This window comes from uncultured Eudoraea sp. (genome assembly GCF_947258525.1).
GTDB lineage: Bacteria > Bacteroidota > Bacteroidia > Flavobacteriales > Flavobacteriaceae > Eudoraea.
In genome coordinates this window covers 1-12,324 of record NZ_CAMYIP010000122.1, presented here as the reverse complement: position 1 = coordinate 12,324, position 12,324 = coordinate 1, and the positions used below count along the sequence as shown (strand labels likewise).

Annotated in this window: 10 protein-coding genes; 7 read left to right on the top strand and 3 right to left on the bottom strand. The window is 36.0% G+C overall.

The annotated features are described in order from the left end of the window. Window positions 1-106 precede the first annotated feature (106 nt). Complete coding sequence (locus Q0X89_RS09280; protein WP_297693416.1) at window positions 107-433, bottom strand: YbaB/EbfC family nucleoid-associated protein; 327 nt, start codon at window positions 431-433, stop codon at window positions 107-109. Window positions 434-498: 65 nt separating this feature from the next. Between Q0X89_RS09280 and Q0X89_RS09275 the strand changes: the two genes are divergently transcribed. The 3 genes from Q0X89_RS09275 to Q0X89_RS09265 all read left to right on the top strand — a co-directional run bounded on the left by Q0X89_RS09275 (window position 499) and on the right by Q0X89_RS09265 (window position 5,131). Beyond that, window positions 499-2,637, top strand: coding sequence for a S9 family peptidase (locus Q0X89_RS09275; protein WP_297693503.1), 2,139 nt, complete (start codon window positions 499-501; stop codon window positions 2,635-2,637). A gap of 69 nt (window positions 2,638-2,706) precedes the next feature. After that, window positions 2,707-3,747, top strand: coding sequence for a PLP-dependent cysteine synthase family protein (locus tag Q0X89_RS09270; protein ID WP_297693415.1), 1,041 nt, complete (start codon window positions 2,707-2,709; stop codon window positions 3,745-3,747). A 124-nt stretch (window positions 3,748-3,871) separates the two neighbouring features. After that, entirely contained in the window at window positions 3,872-5,131 is a 1,260-nt protein-coding gene (locus Q0X89_RS09265; RefSeq protein ID WP_297693413.1) for an aminotransferase class I/II-fold pyridoxal phosphate-dependent enzyme, read from the top strand. A 52-nt stretch (window positions 5,132-5,183) separates the two neighbouring features. Here the strand turns inward: Q0X89_RS09265 and Q0X89_RS09260 are convergent, their stop codons facing one another. Beyond that, entirely contained in the window at window positions 5,184-6,302 is a 1,119-nt protein-coding gene (locus tag Q0X89_RS09260) for a GTP cyclohydrolase (protein ID WP_297693501.1), read from the bottom strand. Window positions 6,303-6,411: 109 nt separating this feature from the next. Then, a complete protein-coding gene (locus Q0X89_RS09255) occupies window positions 6,412-7,512 on the bottom strand; it encodes a transporter (RefSeq protein WP_297693411.1) in 1,101 nt (366 codons plus the stop codon). 86 nt (window positions 7,513-7,598) lie between these two features. Between Q0X89_RS09255 and Q0X89_RS09250 the strand changes: the two genes are divergently transcribed. The 4 genes from Q0X89_RS09250 to Q0X89_RS09235 form a co-directional block, all read left to right on the top strand. Continuing rightward, the gene (locus Q0X89_RS09250) at window positions 7,599-7,868 is read left to right on the top strand and encodes a DUF4834 family protein (RefSeq protein ID WP_297693409.1); all 270 of its coding nucleotides are present in this window, start codon (window positions 7,599-7,601) and stop codon (window positions 7,866-7,868) included. Between the two features lie 21 nt (window positions 7,869-7,889). After that, window positions 7,890-10,325 carry a YfhO family protein gene (locus tag Q0X89_RS09245; RefSeq protein WP_297693407.1) on the top strand — a complete coding sequence of 812 codons (2,436 nt, stop codon included), beginning with the start codon at window positions 7,890-7,892 and terminating at the stop codon, window positions 10,323-10,325. Further along, window positions 10,325-11,611 carry a glycosyltransferase gene (locus Q0X89_RS09240; protein ID WP_297693405.1) on the top strand — a complete coding sequence of 429 codons (1,287 nt, stop codon included), beginning with the start codon at window positions 10,325-10,327 and terminating at the stop codon, window positions 11,609-11,611. The genes Q0X89_RS09245 and Q0X89_RS09240 overlap by 1 nt, the downstream gene beginning before the upstream one ends. Then, a partial coding sequence (locus tag Q0X89_RS09235; RefSeq protein ID WP_297693403.1) for an oligosaccharide flippase family protein occupies window positions 11,602-12,324 on the top strand: 723 nt, incomplete at its 3' end. The genes Q0X89_RS09240 and Q0X89_RS09235, both read left to right, overlap by 10 nt.

Here is a 12,324-nt window from a genome sequence, read left to right as displayed (position 1 = left end):
GTGTTTTTTTTAAAAATATTAAATAATAACCAACTATCATACTTAATTAACAAACCAGACAAGCTTAATTTATCCATCTATTATGTACATAACTCCGTAAGGTTTATCATTTAAAAAGGGAATCCATACCAGGAATATTTGGCATTCCCTCTTTGGCTACTGCCCCTAATTCTGCTTCATTTATCTGGGTCGCTTTTTCTATTGCCTTATTTAAGATAAGCACCAGATAGTCTTCCAATTGCTCCTTATCCTCCAGTAACTGGTCATCAATATTAATAGCTTTCACGGTTCTATTTGCCGTTATAGTTACGGAAAGAAGGCTGTCAGACGATTTTTCTTCGATTGTAACAGAATTCAAGCGTTCTTTTGTTGCTTTTACTTTTTCCTGGGTTTCTTTTAGTTTTCCCATCATACCTGCTAAGTCTCCAAACATATTTTGCTTTTTAGAATTACTAAAATCAAAATTACTAAATTGCGCCTTCAAAAATTGTTATAATGATGCAATTTCTTAAAATAAGAATCGCTTTATACATTGTTCTTATTATGGCTGTTTCTTGCCAGAATCAAAATCAAAATATGGAAGTAATAGAAGCCCCCAAAGCCAAAGGAATACCTGTAAAATTAGAAAGGCATGATGATATTCGAGTAGATGACTATTATTGGCTAAATCAGCGAGATAATGAAGAAGTAATCGCTTATTTGGAGGAAGAAAATAATTTTTACAACTCCTTAACTGGTCATACCAAATCTTTTCAGAAGGAATTGTTTGAGGAAATGAAGGGTCGGATTAAGGAAGACGATTCTTCATTGCCTTATAAACTAAACGGATATTGGTACATAACGAGATATGAAATAGGAAAGGAATATCCTATTTATTCAAGAAAAAAGGAGAACCTGGAAGCTTCAGAGGAGATAATGTTTAATTGCAATGAGCTTGCAGAGGGACATGACTATTTTGAACTCAGAGGTGTTACAGTAAGTCCGGATAATAAACTTGCTGCATTTGGCACCGATACTATAAGCAGAAGGCAATATCACATTCGGATAAAAAACCTTGAAACAGGGGAAATTTATCCTGATAAGATAGATAATACTACAGGTAGCGCTGCATGGGCGAATGACAACAAAACTTTTTTTTATACCAAGAAAGATCCGGTTACTTTGCGATCAGACAAGATATATAAACATGTGTTGGGAAATCCGAGTGAAAAAGACGAATTAATATTTCATGAGCAGGATAGCACTTTCAATACATTTGTGTACAAATCAAAATCCAAAAAATATATTATTATTGGCTCATACAGCACCTTAACATCTGAATTTCAAATACTTAATGCTAATAACCCTAATGGGGATTTTAAATTGTTTTCTGAAAGAAAAAAGGGCTTGGAGTATTCTATTTATCATTTTGAAAAGAATTTTTATATACTCACAAATAGGGATAAGGCTACTAATTTTAAATTAATGAAGGTTGATGAGAAAGATACATCTTCTGAAAATTGGGAAGAGTTTATTTCACACAGGCCCACAATACTCTTAGAGGATATTGAAATCTTTAAGGATTACTATGTACTAACAGAACGAGATAATGGCCTAAGCAAGCTAAAGATTACGAAATGGGATGATTCTGAAAGTTATTACATCCCATTTGATAGTGAAACCTATATCGCATACCCTTATGCAAACCCTGATTTTGATACGGATAATTTTCGATATGTATTTAATTCTATGACTTCACCTTATGCCATTATTGATTTTAATATGGATACTAAAGTGAAGGAAATTAAGAAGGAACAGGAAGTTTTAGGAGGTAAATTTAATAAAGAGAATTACCGTTCAGAGCGAGTTTGGGCTGCAGCCCGTGATGGGGCAAAAGTGCCTATCTCATTGATTTACCATAAAGACACAGAACTAGATGGTAGCAGTCCGCTTTTACAGTACGGCTATGGTTCGTATGGAAGTACTTCAGATCCGTATTTTTCTTCGGTAAGATTGAGTCTTTTAGACAGAGGATTTGTTTTCGCTATTGCCCATGTGCGTGGTGGAGAATATCTGGGCCGTCCTTGGTATGAAGCAGGGAAGCTCCTTAATAAGAAAAACACTTTTACCGATTTTATAGATTGCTCTAAGTTTTTGATTGAAAAAAAATATACGAGTAAGGAACACTTATATGCCTATGGCGGTTCTGCAGGTGGTTTGCTCATGGGTGCTATTGTTAATATGAATCCCGAACTTTATAATGGGGTGATAGCTGCAGTGCCTTTTGTAGATGTCATCACAACGATGCTTGATGATTCAATTCCATTGACTACGGGAGAATTTGATGAATGGGGAGATCCCAATAATAAAGAGCATTATGACTATATGAAATCGTATTCCCCATATGATAATGTTGTGGCTCAGAATTATCCTAATATGCTTGTAACCACAGGCTTACATGATTCTCAGGTTCAGTACTGGGAACCTGCAAAGTGGGTGGCAAAACTAAGAGCCCATAAAACGGACGAGAATAAACTTTTTCTATATACCAACATGGATGCAGGCCATGGTGGTGCTTCGGGAAGATTTGAAGCATTGAAAGAAACTGCAAAAGAATATAGTTTTCTAATAGATTTGGAGGGCAAAACGGTTAAATAAAAAAAAAATAGTAATTTTGTCGCCAGATTTGAGTCTTTTAAAAAAGATATATCGACCTAACCTTTCTTTATGAAAAATAAGATAAATGCTCATAACTCAATCCTGGATTTAATAGGAAACACTCCACTTGTTAGACTTAACCAAATTACATCTCCGCTAAAAGGGAATTTTTTTGCAAAGTTAGAAGCCTTCAATCCCGGACACTCCTCCAAGGATAGGATTGCTGCACATATTATTGATGAAGCAGAAAAGAGTGGCGTTCTTGAGCCAGGAAATACAATTATTGAAACTACTTCGGGTAATACGGGTTTTAGTATTGCTATGGTGAGTATTATTAAAGGCTATGAATGTGTTTTGGCTGTAAGTTCGAAATCTTCTAAGGACAAAATTGATATGTTGCGCTCTATGGGGGCAAAAGTATATGTGTGCCCTGCTCATGTAAGTGCTGATGATCCGAGGTCATATTATCAGGTTGCCAAACGTTTACATGAAGAAATGAAGGGATCAGTCTATATCAACCAATATTTTAATGAACTGAACATATTGGCTCATTATAAAACTACTGGTCCTGAAATATGGAAACAAACAAATGGTAATATAACTCATTTAATAGCATGCAGCGGAACGGGAGGTACTATATCAGGTACAGCACGATTTTTAAAGGAACAGAATCCGAATATTAGAATCATAGGAGTTGATGCTTATGGATCGGTTTTGAAGAAGTATCATGAAACCGGCAAGTTTGACAATAATGAAGTCTACCCATATAGAATAGAAGGACTTGGCAAGAATTTGATTCCGGATGCCACTGATTTCAGAATTATTGATGAATTTATAAAAGTTACAGATGAGGAAAGTGCCCATACCGCCAGGGAAATTTCATGCAAAGAGGGTATTTTTGTAGGTTATACAAGCGGAGCAGTTATGCAGGCGGTTAAGCAACTACACGATAAGGGTGAATTCAACAAAAATAGCAATGTAGTTGTAATTTTTCCGGATCATGGTTCAAGATATATGAGTAAAATATACAATGATCAGTGGATGAGTGACCAGGGCTTTTTTGACAGTAAGAATGTTGAAGAAGAACAGGCGGTTGAATATGTAAAATAAAAAAATAAGCTTTATATATTAAGGGCAACGGTATTAAACTGTTGCCTTTTTTCTTTTGATTTAAAATAATTTATGAATCGTAATCAAAATTCCATAATTTTGTGCACTAACCAAACTAGGCAAGATGAAAGATTTATTTGCTAGAATCATAGAGAATAAAGGACCTTTGGGTAAATGGGCATCTCAGGCGGAAGGATACTTTGTTTTTCCTAAACTGGAAGGCCCTATTTCCAATCGAATGAAATTTCAGGGAAAAGATGTCATTACTTGGAGTATTAATGATTACTTGGGCATGGCTAATTTACCTGAAATAAAAAAGGTAGATGGCGAAACTGCTGCTGAATATGGAGCTGCATATCCTATGGGTGCTCGAATGATGAGCGGACATACAGATTTTCATGAACAATTGGAAAATGAATTAGCTGCTTTTGTCCATAAAGAATCTGCATATCTCTTAAATTTTGGTTATCAGGGCATTTTATCTACAATTGATGCTCTTGTTTCAAAAGATGATATTATAGTTTACGATGTAGATTCCCATGCATGTATAATTGATGGGGTTCGTTTGCATATGGGTAAACGATTTACATTTGTCCACAACGATATAGAAAGTTTAAAAAAGAATTTGGAGCGTGCCAGTAAAATGGCAGAACAAACTGGTGGCGGAATCCTGGTTATTTCCGAAGGTGTTTTTGGAATGCGCGGGGAACAGGGTAAGCTCAAAGAAATTGTTGCACTCAAAAAGGAATTTAATTTTAGGTTATTGGTCGATGATGCACACGGTTTTGGAACATTAGGTAAGACCGGTGCCGGGGCAGGTGAAGAGCAAGGTGTTCAGGATGATATAGATGTATATTTCGCAACATTTGCAAAATCTATGGCAGGAATTGGTGCATTTCTGGCTGCCGACAAGGAAATTATTGATTATTTGAAATATAATCTGCGTTCTCAGATGTTTGCAAAATCACTCCCAATGATCTATGTGAAAGGATCGTTAAAACGTCTTGACATGCTGCGCACAAAGCCTGAGTTAAGAGAGAAACTTTGGGAAAATGTAAATGCTCTTCAAAACGGACTCAAAGAAAGGGGCTTTGATATTGGGACAACCTCAAGTTGTGTTACACCCGTTTATCTGAGTGGTAGTATCCCCGAGGCCATGGCATTGGTTAAAGATTTAAGAGAAAATTATGGTATTTTCTGTTCAATAGTAGTATATCCGGTTATTCCTAAGGGAATGATCTTATTGAGAATGATACCTACATCAACGCATACTTTGGAAGATGTTGCTGTAACCTTGGATGCATTTTCGGCTATAAGAGATCGATTACAGAATGGTACTTACAAGAGATTATCTGCTGCTGTAGCTGCGGCAATGGGCGAATAAGTAATCTTAATGACGACAAGCATCAGTATTTGAAGCTTTAATTACAAAATTGCTATAACTCTTTTCTATAGGTTCTTCTGCGCTTATAGATTTCGGGATCAAAGTGTTTCCACATTTGACGGATAGCAACATTTTCCTCTAATTCGGGAGTTCTGTAACAATTCCTTATTTTTTTCTCCTGAAAAACTTTGTGATACTCATTCATAATTATAGCGGTAACTCCCTTATTTTGGTACTCAGGATGAATACCAATAAGATAGAAAATTACATCTCTGCTATTTTTCTTTGCATTTAGAAGATACAAAAAGCCAAATGGAAAAAGCCTCCCTTTGGCTTTTTGCAAGGCAGTTCCATAGGATGGCATTACTATAGCAAATGCTACCAGTCTGTTGTTGCTATCAATTACAAACTTTATATATTCTGGATTAACTAATCCAACATATTTATTCTTAAAATAGGCTTTTTGCTCATCGGTTAAAGGAACAAATGAAGATAACTTCGCATAAGTCTCATTAAACAGATCAAACATCTGATCTGCCCATGGCATGATATCGGCAGACTTTGTAAAATTCATTTCTTTTAAACCATACCTCTTTTTTATCAAGGCCTGTATTTTAATAAAGTTTTCCGGTTTCGTATTACTGGCCGGAAATCTATTTTCCATGTATTCCTTTTCCTTAAGAAAGCCATGGAGTTCGTAATGATCCTTATAGTAGGGATGATTATACCACGTAATCATAGTTCCTATATCGTTAAAACCTTCAACTAACACGCCAACTTTATCCAGATTTGAAAACCCAACGGGACCTTCCATATAATCCAGTTTATAATTTTTGCCAATTTCGGCTACCTTGTCGAGCAGTGCCTTTGAAACCTCATAGTCATCAATAAAATCAAACCACCCAAAGCGCATTTTAGCGTTTTGTTGTTCATTAACTTCTATCCAATTAATTATAGTTACAACTCTGCCTACTAGTTTATTTTCTTTATAGGCAAGAAAAAACCTGGCTTCCGCACTCTTAAAGTTTGGATTCTTTTCTTTGTTAAATGTTTCGAATTCGTCAGAAATAAGCGGCGGAACCCAATAAAGAGAATTTTTATAAAGGGTAAAAGGAAATTTTATAAATTTTTTTAAATCTGATTTTGTAGTAGCTTCCTCGAGCCTTACCATACCATTTATTTGTATGGTCAAGATAAGAGATATTTGATGAAGGAATCAAATTTTAAGACAAATTTTACTAATTCATATAATATAATTAAACCAAAAGAAAGCGTAGATATTAGAAATCAATTACCCCTCTGTCGGAAGATCGCTTATTTTTCTCTTTTTTCTTCATCCTTTTTAAATCCTTTTTGGATGGCCCAAGGTCTATATCCTCGGCTCCTTTCCCTTTATTACTTCCTTTAGATTTTTTGGCCTTTTTGCTTTTTTGCATGGAGTTCTTTTTAATTGACCCGCCATTTTCACCTGCCTTTTGATCTTCAATAGGGATAAGGACTTCCTTATGAAGGTCTAGTCTGTATGACGCTCCAACCGAAACAAAAAGACGACTTGGAGAATTCTTAAAACTGCCTCCCAGATTCGCATCAACCTGAAAATTTTCATTTATTAAATAAGCTCCTCCGCCTCTTAATAATACATCTGCATAGCGATCACTGCTTATTCCCTGGTTTTCCAGAAATACACTCCATTTAGGGTTTCTAAGTGCATGAGAGAGGGAAAGAGTATAGCCTAATTCCGGATCATCCGTAGCAATCCTATCATAGGAAATATTGGAAATCAATACAAACCTCGGAGTAAGTCTGCTTTGAGTTGCCACCATTGCCCGTGGAGAAAATGTGGGATCCGTTGGATAAAACGGATTGTCGCCAATATTGAAATTGGCACCTGCATATACGGAAACAGCCGGAAGTAAATTTTTAAACCGAAATTTGTTATTGGCCCTCCAGCTATATAAGTTTGGCTTATTCCTTTCCGGATCTTTGAACGGATCAAATACTAAATATTTGACACCAAGGCGGTTTCTTGAAAAATTGGTCCTGGATTCACTAAACCCAAGAGAATTATACGTAATGTTCTGGTTTTGGTAGGTGCCTTCCCAATTAAGTTCGAGATTTTCGAGTAACAATCCATAACGGACCGAAAAATCCATGCCGTATACATTAGAATCATAATTCAGATCCGCGTGATCTCGCTTTTCATAAGAAAAACCCAATTCTAACTGGGGGACTCCTTTACCCACGGCATAGGCACTTACAGATAAACCCGGGCGGTTAGAATTAATAACATCAGTGTATTGGCAGATACCTAATAATGGGGCTAATAATGCTACTAAAAAGAGCGCATTTTTAGGATATTTTAGTTCAACAGCTCGAAACATTAGGTAGATTTTATTATTATTTTATGAAATTTGTAATGTTAATACAACGCTGGAATTGTATTTTTGATATATAGAATAGAGACATTATGGGTTTTTTAAGAACGATTTTAATAATTCTTCTGGTCTACTATCTGCTCAAATTATTTGCGAAATGGTTTGGTCCTAGAATATTTGGTTATGCCGCACGACGGACTGAGAAACATTTTAAAGAAAGATTTGAACAATTTCAAGGCTATCAAAATCACGAAGAAAGTTTTAACGAAGGTGAAATAAGTATTGATAATAAAACAGTTCAAAAAAATAAAAAGGATTCCGAGCAATTAGGGGAGTTCATAGATTTTGAAGAAATTGAATAACCATTACCACTAAAGCAACCAATGAATAAAGGTACTAAGGCTTTATTTTATCATTTTTTTGCGCTTGTTCTTTTTGTTGTTGCCTCCTTGGCATACTTCTATCCTGTGCTCCAGGGTAAAACAATCATCCAATCCGATATCATTCAATATACGGGTATGGCCAAGGAACAAAATGATTTCAGAAAATATACTGACGAGGAGCCCTATTGGACAAATAGTGCTTTTGGGGGTATGCCAACCTTTCAATTGGGAGCATATTATCCACATGATTATGTTAAAAAACTAGACAGAACCATTCGATTTCTTCCACGACCTGCAGATTATTTATTCCTTTATTTTATTGGATTTTATATTTTGCTATGTTGCTTAAAAGTAGATTATCGATTAGCTGTCTTTGGTGCCCTGGCTTTTGGTTTTTCTACTTATCTCATTATTATCCTTGGCGTGGGTCACAATGCAAAGGCACATGCTATAGGTTATCTACCACTTCTCTTAGGGGGCATTATACTAACTTTCAGAAAAAAGTACTTTTGGGGGTTTATTCTTACGGCTATAGCAATGGCATTGGAAATAGGTGCTAATCATTTCCAGATGACCTATTATTTTATGTTGCTGGTCCTTATTATGGGCTTTGCGTACTTGATTGACTCTATTAAAAAAAAGAAAGTAAAACACTTTTTCATAGCTACAGGCCTACTTATTGTGGCAGTAGTTTTGGGTATTGCAGCTAATGCATCATCCATTATGGCAACCAAAGAATATGCGGATTGGAGTACACGTGGGAAATCGGCTCTTACGATAAACCCGGACGGGACGCCCAAAGAAAATATTGAAGGACTGGACAAGGAGTATATAACTCAATATAGTTACGGTATTGTTGAATCCTTGAATTTATTTGTTCCAAGACTTTTTGGAGGTAGTAATAATGAAGACCTGGGTACCGATTCTAAGGCATATGAATATCTTGTAGAACAGGGATTACCCAGAACAAGGGCCCTTGAATTTAGTAGCGCACTTCCTTTGTATTGGGGAAATCAACCTGGAGTTGCGGCACCTGCTTACATTGGCGCAATTGTATTCTTTTTGTTTGTCCTGGGTCTTTTTTTAGTTAAAGGACGTTTAAAATGGTGGTTATTAGGAGGAACGTTGCTTTCACTTTTTCTTTCGTGGGGTAAGAACTTTGGTATTCTTACTGATTTTATGATAGACTATTTTCCACTTTATAACAAATTCAGGGCGGTTTCTTCCATTCAGGTAATATTGGAGTTATGTGCACCTATCCTGGCAGTAATGGCATTAGTACAAGTGTTTAAGCCCTCATTAGAAAACAGTAAGAAACTTGCAGCATTGAAAATGAGTGTCCTTATTGTTGTTGGACTTGGTATTACCCTCTTTTTAATAAAGAGTGTTTTCGATTTTACGGGCTTAAATGATAATACATATCTTAAATATTTCGGAGACGAAGTAATGACCATGATTAAACGGGACAGGGAGGCTGTTTATATTAATGATACCATACGATCTCTAATTTATGTGCTGTTATCCGGCCTGGCTATCTGGCTGTATCTTAAAGGGAGGCTTAAGCAAAACATGGTGATTTTGGCACTCTCTCTGCTTGTGGTTTTTGATCTGGTTGGTGTTGATCTCAGATATGTAAATAAGAAAGATTTTGACAGACAACGAAAAATGAACCAACCCTTTCAGCAATTACCAATGGATAAGCAAATTGCAGAGGACAAGGGAGTTTTCAGGGTTTATGATCCTTCAGAAGGCCTTAACGGCGCCAGAACATCATATTTTCATCAGTCCATTGGTGGTTATCATGCCGCTAAACCGGCAGGGATGCAGGATTTATTTGATTTCCATATATATCGAAATAATTTCCGAGTCCTGAATATGCTTAACGTAAAGTATATAATTCAACAAGATGATGAAGGAAACAAATTTCCAATGACAAATCCTGAAGTCAATGGTAATGCCTGGTTCATAGAGAGGCTCATTGAGGTTCAAAGTGCCAATGAAGAGATTAAGGCACTGGATAGTTTGGATGTTGTTAATGAAGCCGTTGTAAACACTGTTGATTTTACTCAAATAGACGAATTTAATTTTCCAAAAGATTCTTTGGCTTCCATTACCTTAAAGGAATATAAACCCAATCATTTAACATATAGTACGAGCAATGATAATAACGGACTTGCAGTATTTTCTGAAATGTACTATCCTGGGGATTGGAAGGCCTATATTGATGGTAAGTCGGTAGATCATTTTAAGGTCAATTACGTTTTAAGAGCTATGAATATTCCCAGAGGCAGGCACACTGTAGAGTTCAGGTTTGAACCTAAAGTTATTGATATTGGTAGCAAGATTACTTTAGCAAGCTCCATTTTAATGATTATTTTGTTTATAGGAGGAGGCGTATTTTCAATATATAGTTTGAGAAAAAAGAAGGAAGGATAATGCACAAGGTCCTTATCATTAATTATTATTGGCCTCCTGCCGGGGGACCCGGAGTTCAACGTTGGCTAAAGTTTGTAAAGTATTTACCTGAATTTCAAATACATCCTGTTGTTTATATACCCGAAAACCCAAAATATCCTATCACCGATAATAGCCTCCTTAAGGAAATTCCGGAAAATGTCACTATTTATAAGAATAAAATCTTTGAACCATATCATTTAGCTGGATTTTTAAGTAAGAGTAAAACCAAACAGATAAGTTCTGGTGTTATAAGTGATAACCATACTTCCTTATCAGAGAAAACTTTACTTTGGATAAGGGGGAATATGTTTATTCCGGACGCAAGGAAATACTGGGTTAAACCTTCAGTAAGGTTTTTAAAGGACATAATCAATAAAGAACAAATAGATACTATAATTACAACTGGCCCTCCTCATAGTCTACACTTAATTGGTTTGGAATTGAAAAGGATTCTGGATGTTAAATGGTTGGCAGATTTCAGGGATCCATGGACATCTATTGGCTACCACAGCAAGCTTAGGCTTACTAAAGCTTCACAAAGAAAACATCGTGAATTGGAAATGAAAGTAGCAAATGGCTGCGATAAGCTTTTAGTTACCAGTAATACAACAAAAGTTGAATTTGAATCAATTACCTCAAAACCAATACATGTGATTACCAATGGTTTTGATATTCCGGAGAGCGACCTGCCCTTTACTGCCCTGGATAGTAAATTTTCACTCTCCCATATTGGTTCACTGCTCACAGGGAGAAATCCGGAAAATCTTTGGAAAGTACTATCAGAAATAATTGATGAAAATGAAGCTTTTAGGAAGGTCTTTCAATTAAATCTTATTGGGGTGGTTGGCCGGGATGTTTTAAAATGTATTTATGATAATGGTTTAAAATCCTATACGAGTATTAAAGAATATGTTTCGCATGAGAAAGCTGTAGATTATCAGCGGAATTCCCAATTGTTGCTCTTAGCTGAAATAGATTCACCTGATACCAGGGGTATTATTCCCGGAAAGCTGTTTGAATACCTGGCAGCGAAAAGGCCAATCTTAGCTATAGGACCCCCAGATTGGGAAGTCGCGGAAATTGTAAAAAGAACCAATTCTGGTCTTGTTTTTAATTACAATTCCGGATCAGATCTTAAAGCTGTACTTTTAAATTGGTTTCATCTTTATCAGCAAGGCAATTTAATGGTATCTTCAGTAAATATAGAAGCGTATAACAGAAGAATGCTCACCGCAAAGCTGGCTGAACTGTTAGAATGGGAATAATTTTTAAACAATCCTTAAAAAATACTACTATCACTTATCTTGGATTTGCGATAGGAGCTATTAATGTGCTTTTCCTTTATACCCGTTTTCTTTCCGAAGAGTATTATGGCCTGGTAGGGGTTATTCTTTCTACATCGGCCATTCTAATGCCTTTGATGGCATTCGGTGTGCCAAATACACTAGTTAAATATTACAGTAATTTTAAGGATTCAACATCTGCGGATGGTTTTCTTACTCTTATGGTACTTCTGCCCTTGGTAATAGTACTTCCGCTTGCAGGGGCAAGTTATTTAGCCAATGAAGCCATAGGTAATTTCCTTGCCAGGGAGAATAATATTGTAAAAGATTATGTCTGGTACATTTTTTTAATAGGAATGGCTATGGCTTATTTTGAGGTATTTTTTGCCTGGTCTAAAGTGCAAATGAAATCGGTTTTTGGGAATTTCATGAAAGAAGTGTTCGTTAGAGTAGGGGTAAGCTTGCTCCTAATTCCGCTATATATGGAGATTGTAGGTGTAGATTTTTTTTTAAAGGCATTGGTAGTTCTATATCTCCTTAGAACATTGCTCATGAAGCTATACGCTTTTAGTCTTCGAAGACCAAAGATTCGGTTTAATTGGCCAAAGAATACCATTTCTATGGTAAATTATAGTATTCTTATTATTCTGGGAGGATCTACTGCAGTAATCCTTTTGGAAATAGATCGATTCATG

Coding starts and splice junctions, on each gene's coding strand:
- Q0X89_RS09280 (WP_297693416.1), bottom strand. CDS start 433: ATGTTTGGAGACTTAGCAGGTATGATGGGAAAACTAAAAGAAACCCAG.
- Q0X89_RS09275 (WP_297693503.1), top strand. CDS start 499: ATGCAATTTCTTAAAATAAGAATCGCTTTATACATTGTTCTTATTATG.
- Q0X89_RS09270 (WP_297693415.1), top strand. CDS start 2,707: ATGAAAAATAAGATAAATGCTCATAACTCAATCCTGGATTTAATAGGA.
- Q0X89_RS09265 (WP_297693413.1), top strand. CDS start 3,872: ATGAAAGATTTATTTGCTAGAATCATAGAGAATAAAGGACCTTTGGGT.
- Q0X89_RS09260 (WP_297693501.1), bottom strand. CDS start 6,302: ATGGTAAGGCTCGAGGAAGCTACTACAAAATCAGATTTAAAAAAATTT.
- Q0X89_RS09255 (WP_297693411.1), bottom strand. CDS start 7,512: ATGTTTCGAGCTGTTGAACTAAAATATCCTAAAAATGCGCTCTTTTTA.
- Q0X89_RS09250 (WP_297693409.1), top strand. CDS start 7,599: ATGGGTTTTTTAAGAACGATTTTAATAATTCTTCTGGTCTACTATCTG.
- Q0X89_RS09245 (WP_297693407.1), top strand. CDS start 7,890: ATGAATAAAGGTACTAAGGCTTTATTTTATCATTTTTTTGCGCTTGTT.
- Q0X89_RS09240 (WP_297693405.1), top strand. CDS start 10,325: ATGCACAAGGTCCTTATCATTAATTATTATTGGCCTCCTGCCGGGGGA.